The following is a 13,951-nucleotide window of genomic DNA, read 5'->3' on the forward strand; positions in this document are numbered from 1 at the left end:
GCCGATCAGCAGCGTGCCGCGCTGGTCGACGCGGTTTGGCCATGCCGCACTGGCCGCCGCCGTACGGCCGCGGCGCGGATCCGATGACGGGCCTGCTGATCTCGGAGGAGCTGCGGCGCGCCGGAGTCGCCGCGCCCGACCTGGCCATCGGCGGCTGGGCCGTGCCGACGCTGCTCCAGCACGGCACGCAGGAGCAGATCGATCGCTTCGCGTGGCCGACGCTGCGCGGGGAGGTCGTCTGGTGCCAGCTGTTCAGCGAGCCGGAGGCCGGGTCAGACCTGGCCGCGTTGCGCACCACCGCGAAGAAGGTGGACGGCGGCTGGGTGCTGCGCGGGCAGAAGGTGTGGACCTCCCTCGGCGACAAGGCGAACTGGGGAATCTGCCTGGCGCGCACGGACCCCGACGCGCCGAAACACCGTGGCATCAGCTACTTCCTGGTCGACATGCACAGCGCGGGCCTGGAAGTACGTCCGCTGGTGCAGATCACCGGCGAGGCGCGGTTCAGCGAGGTCTTCCTCGACGACGTGTTCGTGCCGGACGACTGCGTGGTCGGCGCGCTGCACAACGGCTGGAAGATCGCCAGGTCGACGTTGTCGACCGAGCGGGTGGCCATGGGCGGCAACGGCATCGGGCCGGTGCTCGAGGAGTTGATCGCGAAATCGCCCGCCGAGGGACCCGGTGCGGAGCTGGTGAACGACCGGCTCGGTGGATTCGTCGCGGAGGCGATCGGCGGGCTGCTGCTGGAGCAGCGCGCCGCGGTCAAGATGCTGGCAGGCGGTGATCCCGGGGCGCAGAGCAGCGTGCGCAAACTGGTCGGGGTGCGGCATCGCCAGGCGGTCGCGGAATTCGCCGTCGAGACGGCAGGTCCCGCCGGTGCGCAGGACTCCGAAGTGGTAAAAGAATTCCTGCTCACACGGTGTTTATCCATCGCGGGCGGCACCGAGCAGATCTTGCTGACCGTGGCCGGTGAGCGGATTCTCGGTCTCCCTCGCGATACGAACGGCTAGGGAGTAAAGCGTGGATTTCACCAGGGACGAGGGCCAGGACGCGGTGGCCGAGGTCGTCGTCAGTTTATTGGAGCGGGAATCGGCCCGTGATTTCGCGTTGTGGCCGAAACTGGCCGAGACCGGGCTGCTCTCGGTCGCGCTGCCCGAGCGGCTCGGCGGCGACGGCATGGGCCTGCCCGAAATATCGGTGCTGCTGACCGAGCTGGCCACCGACGCCGTCGCGGTGCCCGCGCTGCCGACGCTCGGCTTCGGTCTGCTTCCGCTGCTCGCGCTGCTGCCCGACGGCCTGGCAGACCGGGTGCTCCCCGAGGTGGCCGAGGGCGCGATAGTCACGGCCGCGCTCAATGAGCCGGCCGCGCCGTTCGCGGTCAAGCCGGAGACGGCGGCCGTCGCCGACGGCGACTCGGTGCTGGTCACCGGCCACAAGGTCGCCGTGCCGTACGCGGAGGAGGCCCGCTGGCTGCTGATCCCGACGAATTCCGGTATCGCGCTGGTCGATTCGGACGCCAAGGGCTTGATCCGGGTGCCGTCGCCGGCCTCCGGCGCCATCCCGGAGTGCACCGTGCGGCTGGACCGGGTGCGGATCCCGGCCGAGCAGCTACTACCCGGCGGGCTCACCGAGCTGCATCGACTAGCCATCGCCTCGATCGGCGCCGTCGCGGACGGGCTGCTCGAGGGCGCGCTCGTGCTGACCGCCGAGCACCTGCGGACGCGGCGTCAGTTCGGCAGGCCGCTGGCCGAGTTCCAGGCCGTCGCCCAGCAGATCGCCGATCTCTACGTCGTCTCGCGCACCCTGCACGTCGCCGCGGTATCGGCGAATTGGGCGCTGGCGCAGGACGATCCCAGTCAGGAGCATCAGGAGCGGATCGACGACGATCTCGACGTGCTCGCCTACAGCGTGGCGGCGGATCTGCCCGCCGCCATGCAGAAGTGTCATCACCTGCACGGCGGGCTCGGCGTGGACATCACCCACCCGATGCACCGCTACTACTCACAGGCCAAGGACCTCGCCCGCTGGCTCGGCGGCGCGTCGTTCCGACTAGATCGACTGGGGGCGAGATGTTCATCGATCTGACCACCGAACAGCGCCGGCTACGCGACGAATTGCGTTCGTACTTCGCCGATCTCGTCACGCCGGACGAGGAAGCCGCGATGGCGGTGAACCGGCACGGCGACGCCTACCGCGACGTGGTGCGCCGGATGGGGCGCGACGGCTGGCTCGGCGTCGGCTGGCCGAAACAGTACGGCGGACAGGGTTTCGGCCCCGTCGAGCAGCAGATCTTCTTCAACGAGGCGGTGCGCGCGGACGTGCCGCTGCCGCTGGTCACGCTGCTGACGGTCGGCCCGACCCTGCAGCAGTTCGGCAGCGACGCGCAGAAGAAGAAGTTCCTGCCCGGAATCCTTTCGGGCGACATCCATTTCGCGATCGGCTACTCCGAGCCGGAGGCAGGCACCGACCTCGCCTCGCTGCGCACCGCCGCGGTGCGCGACGACTCGGGCGACTGGATCGTCAACGGGCAGAAGATCTTCACCACCGGCGCGCACGAGGCCGACTTCGTCTGGCTCGCCTGCCGCACCGGCACGGTCGAGTCGCGGCACCGCGGCATCACCATCCTGATCGTGGACACCACCGATCCCGGCTACTCCTGGACGCCGATCATCACCTGCGACGGCGCGCATCACACCAACGCCACCTACTACGACGACGTCCGGGTGCCCGCCGACATGCTGGTCGGGGAGGAGAACGCCGGCTGGCGGCTGATCACCACCCAGCTCAATCACGAGCGGGTGAGCCTCGGCCCGTCCGGCAAGATCGAACAGCTCTACGAGCGGGTGCGCGACTGGGCGCAGCCGCGCGGCGTGCTCGGTGAGACCGATGTGCGCCGCTCGCTCGGGCGCATCCACGCCATGGTCCGGTTGAACGAGCTGTTGAACTGGCAGGTCGCCGCAGCGTTGGATTCGCGGCGTTCGCGGGACCCTGCGTGGTCACGCTCCGCTACCGCCTCCGGGTCCGGCGCGCACGCCGCAGGCGTCGACGGCGACCAGTCCAGCGTGATCGCGGATGCGTCGGCCACGAAGGTCTTCTCCACCGAATCGCTGCAAGAGGCGGGTCGCCTCGCCGAGGAGATCGTCGGCCGCTACGGCGATCCGGCCGAGGCGGGCACCGCGGAGCTGCTCGACTGGCTGGACCGGCGCACCAAGCAGAACCTGACGGTGACCTTCGGCGGCGGCGTCAACGAGGTCATGCGCGAGCTGGTCGCCACCGCGGGGCTGAAGCTGCCCCGCGTCCCCAGATAGCCGTCGCCAGTGCCAGACGAGTCATCGCAAGTGCTAGACCAGAAGGAGTCGCGCGTGCCGGAAACCACCAGCCCGGAGGCGATAGTCGCCGAGGCCGAACGGATCAAGGCGGCCGGTGATTGCGCGCCGCGTCTCGCGCGCGACCCGGTGAACCAGCCGATGATCAACAACTGGGTGGAGGCACTGGGCGACGCCAACCCCATCTACGTCGACGAGGCCGCCGCCAAGGCGGCCGGGCACCCCGGCATCGTAGCGCCGCCCGCCATGGCGCAGGTGTGGACGATGTTCGGGCTCAACGGTTCCCGGCCCGCGGACGACCCGATGGGCAAGACCACCGAGCTGCTGGACACCGCGGGCTACACCTCGGTCGTCGCCACCGACTGCCAGCAGACCTACCACCGCTATCTGAACGTCGGCGAGCAGGTGTCGGTGACCAGCAGGCTGTCCGATATTCGCGGACCGAAGCGGACGGCGCTGGGCGATGGCTGGTTCGTCACCTTCCTGACCAGCTGGTACGTCGGTGACGAACTCGTCGCCGAGATGCTGTTCCGTCTATTGAAGTTCGCGCCGGGCACCGCCGCGCCGAAAGCGCCCGCGGGACAACGGGTCAAGCCGCTGGTCTCCCACGACACCGAATTCTTCTGGGAGGGAACGAAAGCCGGCGAGCTGCGGATTCAGCGGCTGCCCGACGGCTCGCTGCGGCATCCGCCGATCCCCGCCCTGTGGAAGGACAAGTCGGAGCAGACCGACTACGTCGTCGCCTCGGGGCGCGGCACCGTGTTCAGCTACGTCGTGCACCACGCGCCGAAAGTGCCGGGGCGGCAACTGCCGTTCGTGGTCGCGCTGGTCGAGTTGGAGGAAGGGGTGCGCATGCTCGGGGAGCTGCGCGGCATCGATCCCGCCGAGGTGACGGTGGGGCTGCCCGTCGAGGTGGAGTTCGAGAAGATCGACGACGAGGCGACCCTGGCGGTCTGGCGGGTGGTCGCATGACCGCGACCGTCGAGCCGGCCGCCGTGCGCGTCGGTACCGCGCTGCCGGAGTCGGTGATTCACGCCGACCCGACCTTCGTCATCAGTACCGCCTTGGCCACCAGGGACTTTCAGGATGTGCACCACGACAGGGACAAGGCCGTCGCGCGCGGATCCAAGGACATCTTCGTCAATATCCTCACCGACACCGGGCTGGTGCAGCGCTTCGTCACCGACTGGGCCGGGCCGCGCGCGATCGTGAAGTCGATCTCGTTGCGCCTCGGCGTGCCGCTCTACGCCGGTGACACGCTCACCCTGACCGGCACCGTGGCCGCCGTCGAGGACGGCGACATCCACATCGACGTGGTCGGCAAGGACAGCCTCGGCGATCACATCACGGCGAAAGCCGTTGTCACCTACCGGAGTTCGCATGAGTGACGCCCGCCCAACACGTTCGAATCTCTCGGGCCGAGCGGCCATCGCCGGCATCGGCGCGACCGACTTCTCCAAGGACTCCGGCCGCAGCGAACTGCGCCTGGCCGCGGAGGCGGTCAACGCCGCGCTCGCCGACGCGGGCCTCACGCCGGACGATGTCGACGGCCTGACCACCTTCACCATGGACACCAACACCCAGGCCGCCGTCGCCAGGGCCGTCGGCATCCCGCAGCTGAAGTTCTTCAGCCACATCGGGTACGGCGGCGGTGCGGCGTGCGCGACCATCCAGCAGGCCGCCATGGCGGTCGCGACCGGCGTCGCCGATGTGGTCGTGGCCTATCGCGCGTTCAACGAGCGTTCGGTGTCGCGGTTCGGGCAGTTCTCCACCGCGCTCGCGACCGCGCCCACCTCGTCGGGGATCGACGCGGGGTGGTCGTATCCGCAAGGTCTCGGGACGCCTGCCGCGCAGGTCGCCATGGTGGCCAGGCGCTACATGCACGTATACGGCGCCACCAGTGCGGATTTCGGCCGCGTCGCGGTGGCCGATCGCAAGCACGCCGCGGTGAACCCGGCCGCCTTCTTCTACGGCAAGCCGATCACCCTGGAGGAGCACCAGAATTCGCGCTGGATCGCCGAGCCGCTGCACCTGCTCGACTGCTGCCAGGAGTCCGACGGCGGCGTCGCCATAGTGGTCACCAGCGTCGAACGGGCCCGCGATCTCCCGCAGCGGCCCGCCGTGATCGCCGCGGCCGCACAGGGTTCCGGCGCCGACCAGTACGTCATGACCAGCTACTACCGCGACGCGATGACCGGACTGCCGGAGATGGGTCTGGTAGGCGAGCAGCTATGGGCCCAAAGTGGTTTGCGCCCAGACGATATGCAGGCCGCCATCCTCTACGACCACTTCACCCCGTTCGTCCTCATGCAGCTGGAGGAGCTCGGTTTCTGCGGTCGCGGCGAGGCGAAGGACTTCATCGCCGACGGCGCCATCGAGGTCGGCGGCAGGCTGCCGCTGAACACCCACGGTGGGCAGCTCGGCGAGGCCTATATCCACGGCATGAACGGAATCGCCGAGGCGGTCCGCCAGATCCGCGGCACCTCGGTGAATCCGGTGGACGGCCTGACCAACATCGTGGTCACCGCGGGTACCGGAGTGCCAACGTCGGGCCTGGTGCTCAGCGCGGGGTGAGTCGTCGCGCCGGGTGCGGCCGAATCCGGCGCGCGCGGCGAGCGCCTCGTGCGGAACGAGCCGACGGGTGCGGGCTGAGACCGTGCGCAAGGGTGGGTGGTTCGCGCGGGCTGGGGAACCTCGCTAGCGGCTCGGCGTGCCCGGCTGGTCGTGGGTCGAGCAGTGGATGCCGCCGCCGCCCGCCGCGATCTCGTCGATGGGGACGGCGACGACGTCGCGGCCGGGCAGGTGGTCGCGCAGGATGCCCTGTGCGCGATCGTCGGCCTGCCGGTCACCGAATTCCGGCAGGAACACCGCGCCGTTGGCGAGGTAGAAGTTGGCGTAGCTGGACACGAAATCGTCGCCCTCCCCGGTGATTCCTGCGGGGTCGGGCTGGGGGAGATCGATCACCTCCAGCGCGCGGCCGCGCGCGTCCGTGGCTTGCGCGAGCACCTGCCTGGCCTGCTCGCCCGAGCGCGACCAGGAATCGACGGGTGAGCCGGGAAAAGCGGTGTCCAGCAACACGACTCCGGGAGCGACGTAGCGGACCAGGCAGTCGATGTGCGCGTCGGTGAAGTCCTCGCCCCGCACGCCCGCGCACCAGATCACCTTCTCGATGCCGAAGGTCTGCTTCAGCTCGGCCTCCAGCTGGTCGCGACTCTTACCGGGATTGCGGTTGTCGTTCACGAGGGAGCTCTCGGTGACGATGAGGGTGCCCTCGCCGTCCGTCTCCAGCGCTCCGCCCTCGGCGACGAAAGGGGCCTGATGGCGAGGAATCTCGTAGCGCGACAGCAGCTTCTGGCCCAGCGGTCCGTCGTTGTCGTGCCGCTGCTTGTCGCCCCAGCCGTTGAAGTTCAGGTCGACGCCGACCACCCGGCCCGCCTGCTCGACGAAGACCGGGACGGTGTCGCGGGCCCAAAGGTCGTCCACGGCAAGCGGAATCACCTCGACGCCACCGCCGCACGCCCGCTGGGCCGCGTCGCGTTGGTCGTCCCTGGCCAGCATGACCACCGGTTCATACTCGGCGATCTCGCGAGCCAGCGTCGCGATGTCCGCGCGGACGTCGTCGAGGTATCGCCCCCAGACCGCGGCCTGGGCCGGCCACGCCATATAGGTGCGCGCGTGGCTCTCCCACTCGGCGCCGAATCGGCCGCCCGGCCCGGCCGGCTCGGGGGCGTCGACGTCATCGGGCCCGGACGGCTTCGATGAGCCGCAGGCCGAGACGCCCGCGGCGAACAGTCCGGCGAGGACGCCGAAGGCGGATCGGCGAGGCATGCGGTTCTCCATCATGGGGTTTCCGATAGTCGCTGATCCTAGTCACCGGCGGCTGCTCGATCGTGGAGCGCGAGATCCGTGTCCCGACGGCAGGCTCGGACGGTGTAAAGCGCCGAGGGTCGCGGGCGGTAAGTTCGAGACGCACGATCGCCGTACGGGAGGAGACCCATGACCGCTCGGCACCTCGTCGACGTCCACATCCTGCTCATTCGCGACGGCCGCCTGCTGCTCAGCAAGCGCCGCAGCGACGACGAGTTCGACGGCCTGTGGCATCTCCCCGCGGGAAAGCTCGAGGCGGGCGAGTCCGCGACCGCCGCCGCGGCGCGCGAGGCGTGGGAGGAGACCGGCGTCCGCATCAACCCGGTGGACCTGCGCCACATCCACACCTCCCACGTGGTCGGCTCCGGCCGCGACCCCCGCCTGGGCCTGTTCTTCGAGACCCGCCACTGGACCGGCGAGCCGACCAACCGCGAGCCCGACAAATGCCACGAACTGCGCTGGTACCCCCTAGACACCCTCCCCGACGCCATCATCGCCTACCCCGCCGCCGGCATCCGCGCCCACTTCACCGGCGCCACCTACAGCGAACGAGGCTGGTACGCCGCCACCCCGGCAGACCATTGACATTTACAGACCAGAAAGTAGTAACATTCCTACATTGTGTTAGGAGGTCACATGGCGGCCACCACTATGACGAGTCGTGAGTTCAACCAAGACACGGGTCGTGCCAAGCGCGCCGCGTCGAGTGGGCCGGTCATCATCACGGATCGGGGGCGTCCTGTGCATGTGCTGTTGAGCTACGAAGACTACGAACGACTCACTGGGGGTGGCGTGACGATTCTCGACTTGCTCGGCTTGCCCGAAGGCACCGACGACATCGAACTGGACCTGCCTGACATGCGTGACCATGCCGATGGTGCGGATCTCGACTGATGTTCCTCCTCGATACGAATGTGGTCTCCGAGCTGCGGAAGGCCAGGTCCGGCAACCTCGACAAGAACGTAGGGGCGTGGGCGGCAGGCAAACCGGTTGCCAGCCTGTTCGTCTCGGCCATCACCGTGCAAGAGTTGGAGATCGGCATACTGCGCGCCGAACGACGTGACGTCGTGCAAGGGGCCAGCCTGCGAAATTGGTTGGAGACTCAGGTGTTGCCGTCGTTCGCCGAGCGAATCCTGCCGGTCGATGTGGCGGTGGCTCGGCGCAGCGCTGGGCTGCACGTGCCGCATACCAGGCCGGTGCGGGATGGGCTCATTGCCGCCACCGCCTTGGTGCACGGTATGACCGTGGCAACCCGCAATATTCGTGACTTCGAACCAACTGGCGTGCCGGTGGTCGATCCATGGAGGTGGACCGGGACCGGCTGATACGACCTGCTGTCTCGCTGATCACGTTTCCTCCCGCCCGTCCCTCGCGACCACTACAAACAGGGGCGAGGAGGTTGTGATGGGTGAGGTTCGGCTGGATGCGGATCAGGTGCGGGCGGCGCAGAAGCTGGGGGAGCTGATCGATCGGCGGGGGCGGCCGGTGCGGGGGCATCGGGGGATTTATCTGCACGGGAGGCCGGGGCGGGGTAAGACGATGGTGATGGATCGGTTCTATGCGGGCGTGGCATCGGATCGTAAGCGGCGCTTTCATTTTCATGAGTTCTTCGCCCGGCTGCACGAGGCGTTCCACGCGTCCGGCGCAATTGATAAGGCGGTCGCCGCGCTGCTCGGCGATGCCCGCCTTGTCTGTTTCGACGAATTCCACGTGCACGACATCGGCGACGCGATGCTCATCGCCCGATTGCTGGACGTTTTGTTCGCGCGCCGGATGACCCTGGTGGTGACGTCGAATTACCCGCCCGAGGAACTGCTGCCCAATCCGCTGTTCCACGAACGATTCCTGCCGGCCATCGCCCGCATCACCGCGCACCTCGACGTGGTCTCGATCGACGGCCCGCTCGACTACCGCACCAGAACGGACGGAACCCGCACCGGCCGAACGGGTTTCGCGGCAGGTGCGTATCTGATCGAGGCCGACCGGCCCGCGCCGGCCACCGACGCGCCCGTGCGGATCGGCGCCCGCCTGCTGCACGCCGTCTCCACCACCGACGACGCCCTCACCATCGAGTTCGCCGCGCTGTGCGGCACGCCCACCTCCGCCGCCGACTATGTCGAACTGGCCCAACGGTTTCGGCACTGGACGATCCGCGACGTCCCCCCGCTGCGCGAGGTGCCCCCGGACTGGGCCATGCGCTTCGTCAACGTGGTCGACGTGCTGTACGACGCGGACCGGGAACTCACCGTGCGGGCCAGGGTACCGCTGGCCGAACTGGTCGACGGCGTCCGCGGCGTCCCCGATATCTCGCGAATTGCCAGCCGTCTTTGTGAAATATCCCAATTGGCACCGTCTTCGGTCTGATAGTTGTGCAGTAGTCCGCCGAACCGGTGCGAAGCCGCGTCGGGCATGGTTTAAGAGGATGTATTCCGAAGTATTCGATTCGCTCGCGAGCGGACCACCCGGCATGTAACTATGTGGCTGTTTTGTGCAGTACTCAGATGTGGCGGTAATCAGTGGCTGGGGCGCGAGCGCCGATATTGCGCGTGATCGTGCTGATCACGCTGCTCGCCCTTGCCGCTTTCGCGTTACACGGATACATCCCAGGTGTGACCGAATCCCGCGAAACCCGGTCCGCGCCCTCGGCGTTGGCGGTCGCGCTGATGCCGGTGCTGCTCACCGTCTCCATGGTGATCCTCATCGCCGGCGTGATCGCCAGCCAGCACCGCCTCCCGCTGGCCATGCCGGAGCCCGACCGCGACACCGATCGCCAGCAGTGGCGACTCGGCCGCGTCGGCCTGCTGGTACTCGCGGGGCTCGCCGTACTGACCCTCGTCCTCGCGGCCGCGTCCGCGGTGTTCTTCGTCGGCGTCGGCCGTGAAGGTGCGCCGCCGCCACCACCGGCGTCGGCCCCGACCACGGGCCAGCCGCCGGGCGAGTTCGCCACGAGCGCACCGGATCCCGGCGCCACCCCCGCCGAACTGACCGGCACCGCCCTGCTGCTGACCGCCGTCGCCGCGGTCGCGCTGCTCGCCATCGCCATCGCCGGCCTCGTCGTCGTCGCGATCGCCGCGCGGCGCAGGCCCGCCCCGGCCGCGCCGCCGCTGCTCCCGGTCCCGCCCACCGCGGTGGACTCGCTGGCCAGGGCGGCCGAGATGGGCTTGGCCGCAATGAATATGCCCGGCCAGGAGCCGCGCGCCGCGATCATCGCCTGCTACGTGGCGATGGAGCGCGGGCTGGCCTCCGACCGGGCCGCCGCGCCGCTCGCCTCCGACACCCCGATGGAGGTGCTCGCCCGCGCCTTCGAGCGCGGCGCGCTGCACGACGCGTCCGCGCGCGAGTTGGTCGCGCTGTTCGAGGAGGCCAGGTTCAGCCCGCACGCGATGCTGGAGTGGCAGCGGATGCGGGCCGAGCAACTCCTGCGCATCGTCCTGGCGGACCTGCAGGGAGAGGCGGCGGCGTGAATCGAACGGCCATCGTCGTCGGCGCCGCGCTCGTCGTGGCGCTCATCGAGCTCGTCGCCGTCGACCGGGCGCGCGAGGCGCTGCTGATCGCCGCGGCGGTGCCGGTGGCGGCGGCGCTGGGCTGGCTCGTCTGGACACTGTTCGACCGCGGGGAGCCGCGCGAGCACCAGGACGTCGACGAGATCGAGAACGGCCCCGCCGAGATGCTGCGCCGCTGGCACGCCAGGGCGCAGATGCTGGCCGACCGCGCCGACGGCACCCGCGCCGACTGGGACCGGCACCTGCGCCCGTTGCTGGCCAAGGAGTTCGAGCTCTCCAGCGGGCAGCGGGTCGCGAAGAACCGGAGGGCGACCGAGGCGGCGGGCATCCATCTGTTCGGGCCGGAACTGTGGCGCTGGGTGGACCCGGCCAACTCGGCATTGCGTGATCAGACCACAAGGGCACCGGGACGGGCGGCGCTGGACGAGATCCTGAGCCGCCTGCAGAGAATGTGAAATGGGTTGAGGCAAGTGCGGGTGAACACATGACCATGCCGATGGATGTCACCGTCCAGCGCAGCGACGCCGTGCTCCGGGAGTTGTCCCGGGTCATCGTCGGCAAGCAGGAAGAGATGCGATTGATCATGATCGCGGTGCTCGCCGGCGGCCACGTCCTGATCGAGGACCTGCCCGGTCTCGGCAAGACGTTGATCGCGCGATCGTTCGCCGCGGCCCTCGGCCTGCAGTTCACCCGCGTGCAGTTCACGCCGGACCTGCTGCCTGCGGATCTGCTCGGTTCGACCATCTACGACATGACCTCCGGTCGCTTCGCCTTCCGGCGCGGGCCGGTGTTCACCAATGTGCTGCTGGCCGACGAGATCAACCGGACCCCGCCCAAGACGCAGGCCGCGCTGCTCGAGTCGATGGCCGAGGGGCAGGTCAGCATCGACGGCGAAACCTTCCAGCTGCCACAGCCTTTCATCGTGCTGGCGACCGACAACCCGATCGAGTACGAGGGCACCTACCCGCTGCCGGAGGCGCAGCTGGACCGCTTCGCCATCCAGCTGCGCCTCGGCTACCTGTCCGAGCAGGACGAGAAGCAGATGATCCGGCGCAGGCTGGAGCGGGGGTCGACGACACCGCAGGTCACCCAGGTGGTCGACGCGAACGGCCTGCTGGAGATGCGCCAGTCGGTCGAGTACGTCACGGTGCATCCGGACGTGGTGAGCTACGTGGTCGCGCTCGCCGCGGCCACCAGGGCGCACCCGCAGGTGGAGGTCGGCGCCAGTCCGCGCGCGGAGCTGGACCTGGTGCAGATGTCGCGGGCCCGCGCGCTACTGCTCGGCCGCGACTATGTGATCCCGGAAGACGTGAAGGCCCTGGCGATTCCGGCCATGGCGCACCGCATCACGCTGCGGCCGGAGATGTGGGTGCGCCGCATCCGCGGCGAGGACGTGATCACCGAACTGCTGCGCCGCCTGCCTGTTCCGCGCGCCACGGTGACATGAGTGAGATGACGGAGCCGAGCGTCAGCGAGGCGCAGTCATGAGACATCGCGACGCCAGCGCCACCGTCGAGGCCGAGTTGCGGTGGCGCCCGGCACCGTTGGTCTTCATGCTGGCGATCTGCGCCGCGGCGGCGCTGGTGCTCGCGGTGGTGCTCGGGCGCTGGCAGCTGATCGTGTTCGCCGCCCCGCTGCTCGGCGTGCTGGCCACCGCACCGTGGCAGCAGTCCACCACCAGGATTCAGGTCGACGGCGGCGGGACGCTGCGATGCTTCGAGTCCGAAGAGGTGGTGCTGACCGTCGCCGCGTTCGTCGAGAAGGGGCACGCGCTGCTGCGGCTCAAGCCGGAAACCGTTGCGGCACTGGGTATCGAGGTGGAGGAGGCCAGCGACTCCGGCGTCGCGCCGGCCGGTCTACGGCTCGCGCTCTCGGCGGACCGGTGGGGGCGCTACCCGGTGTCGGTGCGGGTGTCCGCGCTCAGCCCGGCGGGCCTCGCGGTCGCGAACGTCGTGCTGCCCGCGGGCCAATTGTTCGTCTATCCGATCACCGATCCGCAGCGGCTTCGGTTGCCGCGCACCGAACTTCCGGAGCGGCTCGGCACCCACCTGACCCGCAGGCACGGACCCGGCGTCGAGTACGCCGACATCCGCGCCTACGCGCCGGGCGACCAGTTGCGCATCGTGAACTGGCCGGTGAGCGCGCGGCGCGGCAAGCTCTACGTGACCGAGCGGCTCACCAACCGTTCCGCGGATGTCGTTGTGCTGGTGGACACCTCGCAGCAGGCGCCGGGCCCCGCCACCGACTCCCTGGAGCTGTCCGTGCGCGGCGCGGCGCAGGTGGTGCAGTCCACGCTGCAGGCGGGCGACCGCACCGCCGTCGTCTGCCTCGGGCAGGCACCGCGCTGGCTGCGGCCGGATATCGGTCGCCGCCAGTTCTATCGGATCGTCGACACGGTGCTCGACGTGGGCGACGAGTACATCCCCACCACCGGCACGCTGGCGCCGCACTCGGCGGTCCCGCTCGGCGCCATCGTGGTCGCCTTCTCCACCCTGCTCGACACCCAGTTCGCGCTCGCGCTGATCGATCTGCGCAAGCGCGGGCACGTGGTCGTGGTGGTGGATGTCCTGCGGGGCACGCCGTTTCGCGGCGAGCTCGACCCGACCCTGGCCAAGATGTGGCAGCTCGAGCGGGCCTCGATGTATCGCGACATGGGCACCGTCGGCGTCGACATCGTGGCCTGGCCCGCCGACACCCGCCTCGACCAGATCATGCGCGTGCTGCCCGAGCACCGCCGCACCGTCCGGGTGCGCCGATGACCCGATTCCTCGCCGTCCTGTCGGGCGTGCTGCTGGTGACCTCGGTGGCGCTGCTGGAACCGTGGGCCGCTCTGCCCGCTCTGGTCGTGGTCGCGCTCGGCTGGTGGTTCCGCCCGCTCGCCGTCGCCGCCGTGCTGCTGAGCGTCGGCGTGCTCGCATTCGCGAACCCAGGCGTATTGGCCTCGGCGGCAGTGGGTTTGGTCGCGACGACCTATCTGCTCAACGCCGCGACGGTGACCGCGCCGCACGGCGTGGTGCCGACCACCGTCCCCTCGGTGACCGGCGCGGTCGGCTGCACCGCCGTGGCCGTCGTCGCCGCACTGCTCCCCATACGCCTGGCCTGGGCCCCGCTCGCCGCCCCCGTGCTCGTAATCGCCTTGTACGCCTTGGTGATCCAAGGCGCCGCGGTCCGCCGCGCCCGCACCGCCGACCCGAGCCCACCTGGCGCGGACCCTGCACAGCCGCACACCCCCTGATCTCCCGCACACGAATCGCGTGC

At 69.5% G+C, this 13,951-nt stretch carries 15 protein-coding genes and 1 pseudogene; 15 read left to right on the forward strand and 1 reads right to left on the reverse strand.

The genetic code is table 11. The features are described from left to right. The 6 genes and pseudogenes from ON39_RS02410 to ON39_RS02435 form a co-directional block, all read left to right on the forward strand. A pseudogene (locus tag ON39_RS02410) lies at positions 1-1,007 on the forward strand (acyl-CoA dehydrogenase family protein); the annotation flags it as partial. A 10-nt stretch (positions 1,008-1,017) separates the two neighbouring features. Further along, entirely contained in the window at positions 1,018-2,082 is a 1,065-nt protein-coding gene (locus ON39_RS02415; RefSeq protein WP_040730343.1) for an acyl-CoA dehydrogenase family protein, read from the forward strand. After that, complete coding sequence (locus ON39_RS02420) at positions 2,067-3,305, forward strand: acyl-CoA dehydrogenase family protein (protein WP_040730344.1); 1,239 nt, start codon at positions 2,067-2,069, stop codon at positions 3,303-3,305. The genes ON39_RS02415 and ON39_RS02420 overlap by 16 nt, the downstream gene beginning before the upstream one ends. Before the next feature lie 54 nt (positions 3,306-3,359). Next, positions 3,360-4,295 carry a bifunctional MaoC family dehydratase N-terminal/OB-fold nucleic acid binding domain-containing protein gene (locus tag ON39_RS02425; RefSeq protein WP_040730388.1) on the forward strand — a complete coding sequence of 312 codons (936 nt, stop codon included), beginning with the start codon at positions 3,360-3,362 and terminating at the stop codon, positions 4,293-4,295. Further along, positions 4,292-4,711 carry a MaoC family dehydratase gene (locus tag ON39_RS02430; protein WP_040730345.1) on the forward strand — a complete coding sequence of 140 codons (420 nt, stop codon included), beginning with the start codon at positions 4,292-4,294 and terminating at the stop codon, positions 4,709-4,711. The genes ON39_RS02425 and ON39_RS02430 overlap by 4 nt, the downstream gene beginning before the upstream one ends. Beyond that, complete coding sequence (locus ON39_RS02435; protein ID WP_040730347.1) at positions 4,704-5,897, forward strand: lipid-transfer protein; 1,194 nt, start codon at positions 4,704-4,706, stop codon at positions 5,895-5,897. Before ON39_RS02430 ends, ON39_RS02435 begins: the two co-directional genes overlap by 8 nt. 123 nt (positions 5,898-6,020) lie before the next feature. Here the strand turns inward: ON39_RS02435 and ON39_RS02440 are convergent, their stop codons facing one another. After that, positions 6,021-7,151: an agmatine deiminase family protein gene (locus tag ON39_RS02440; protein WP_211336307.1), complete on the reverse strand. Its 1,131-nt coding sequence runs from the start codon at positions 7,149-7,151 to the stop codon at positions 6,021-6,023. A 168-nt stretch (positions 7,152-7,319) separates the two neighbouring features. Between ON39_RS02440 and ON39_RS02445 the strand changes: the two genes are divergently transcribed. The 9 genes from ON39_RS02445 (at position 7,320) to ON39_RS02485 (ending at position 13,928) form a co-directional block, all read left to right on the forward strand. Continuing rightward, on the forward strand, positions 7,320-7,775 hold the full coding sequence (locus ON39_RS02445) for an NUDIX hydrolase (RefSeq protein ID WP_040730349.1): 456 nt from the start codon (positions 7,320-7,322) through the stop codon (positions 7,773-7,775). A 51-nt stretch (positions 7,776-7,826) separates the two neighbouring features. Then, positions 7,827-8,084 (forward strand): type II toxin-antitoxin system Phd/YefM family antitoxin, encoded by a 258-nt coding sequence (locus ON39_RS02450; protein WP_040730350.1) that lies wholly within the window; start codon positions 7,827-7,829, stop codon positions 8,082-8,084. Continuing rightward, positions 8,084-8,515 carry a type II toxin-antitoxin system VapC family toxin gene (locus ON39_RS02455; protein WP_040730351.1) on the forward strand — a complete coding sequence of 144 codons (432 nt, stop codon included), beginning with the start codon at positions 8,084-8,086 and terminating at the stop codon, positions 8,513-8,515. The genes ON39_RS02450 and ON39_RS02455 overlap by 1 nt, the downstream gene beginning before the upstream one ends. Before the next feature lie 79 nt (positions 8,516-8,594). After that, the gene (zapE, locus tag ON39_RS02460; RefSeq protein ID WP_083894205.1) at positions 8,595-9,554 is read left to right on the forward strand and encodes a cell division protein ZapE; all 960 of its coding nucleotides are present in this window, start codon (positions 8,595-8,597) and stop codon (positions 9,552-9,554) included. Positions 9,555-9,736: 182 nt separating this feature from the next. Beyond that, the gene (locus ON39_RS02465) at positions 9,737-10,654 is read left to right on the forward strand and encodes a DUF4129 domain-containing protein (protein ID WP_040730353.1); all 918 of its coding nucleotides are present in this window, start codon (positions 9,737-9,739) and stop codon (positions 10,652-10,654) included. After that, complete coding sequence (locus ON39_RS02470) at positions 10,651-11,148, forward strand: hypothetical protein (protein WP_051186223.1); 498 nt, start codon at positions 10,651-10,653, stop codon at positions 11,146-11,148. The genes ON39_RS02465 and ON39_RS02470 overlap by 4 nt, the downstream gene beginning before the upstream one ends. A gap of 29 nt (positions 11,149-11,177) precedes the next feature. Beyond that, entirely contained in the window at positions 11,178-12,140 is a 963-nt protein-coding gene (locus ON39_RS02475; protein WP_040730355.1) for an AAA family ATPase, read from the forward strand. Positions 12,141-12,177: 37 nt separating this feature from the next. Further along, complete coding sequence (locus tag ON39_RS02480) at positions 12,178-13,452, forward strand: DUF58 domain-containing protein (protein WP_040730356.1); 1,275 nt, start codon at positions 12,178-12,180, stop codon at positions 13,450-13,452. Beyond that, positions 13,449-13,928 (forward strand): hypothetical protein, encoded by a 480-nt coding sequence (locus ON39_RS02485; protein WP_051186224.1) that lies wholly within the window; start codon positions 13,449-13,451, stop codon positions 13,926-13,928. Before ON39_RS02480 ends, ON39_RS02485 begins: the two co-directional genes overlap by 4 nt. Positions 13,929-13,951: the final 23 nt, after the last annotated feature.

The organism is Nocardia tenerifensis NBRC 101015 (assembly GCF_000308715.1).
Classification (GTDB): Bacteria; Actinomycetota; Actinomycetes; order Mycobacteriales; family Mycobacteriaceae; genus Nocardia; species Nocardia tenerifensis.

Excerpts from the sequence above, each read along its gene's own strand:
- ON39_RS02445 (WP_040730349.1), top strand. The coding sequence starts at position 7,320 with ATGACCGCTCGGCACCTCGTCGACGTCCACATCCTGCTCATTCGCGAC.
- ON39_RS02435 (WP_040730347.1), top strand. The coding sequence starts at position 4,704 with ATGAGTGACGCCCGCCCAACACGTTCGAATCTCTCGGGCCGAGCGGCC.
- ON39_RS02440 (WP_211336307.1), bottom strand. The coding sequence starts at position 7,151 with ATGCCTCGCCGATCCGCCTTCGGCGTCCTCGCCGGACTGTTCGCCGCG.
- ON39_RS02485 (WP_051186224.1), top strand. The coding sequence starts at position 13,449 with ATGACCCGATTCCTCGCCGTCCTGTCGGGCGTGCTGCTGGTGACCTCG.
- ON39_RS02420 (WP_040730344.1), top strand. The coding sequence starts at position 2,067 with ATGTTCATCGATCTGACCACCGAACAGCGCCGGCTACGCGACGAATTG.
- ON39_RS02450 (WP_040730350.1), top strand. The coding sequence starts at position 7,827 with ATGGCGGCCACCACTATGACGAGTCGTGAGTTCAACCAAGACACGGGT.
- ON39_RS02480 (WP_040730356.1), top strand. The coding sequence starts at position 12,178 with ATGAGACATCGCGACGCCAGCGCCACCGTCGAGGCCGAGTTGCGGTGG.
- ON39_RS02475 (WP_040730355.1), top strand. The coding sequence starts at position 11,178 with ATGACCATGCCGATGGATGTCACCGTCCAGCGCAGCGACGCCGTGCTC.
- ON39_RS02455 (WP_040730351.1), top strand. The coding sequence starts at position 8,084 with ATGTTCCTCCTCGATACGAATGTGGTCTCCGAGCTGCGGAAGGCCAGG.
- zapE (WP_083894205.1), top strand. The coding sequence starts at position 8,595 with ATGGGTGAGGTTCGGCTGGATGCGGATCAGGTGCGGGCGGCGCAGAAG.
- ON39_RS02430 (WP_040730345.1), top strand. The coding sequence starts at position 4,292 with ATGACCGCGACCGTCGAGCCGGCCGCCGTGCGCGTCGGTACCGCGCTG.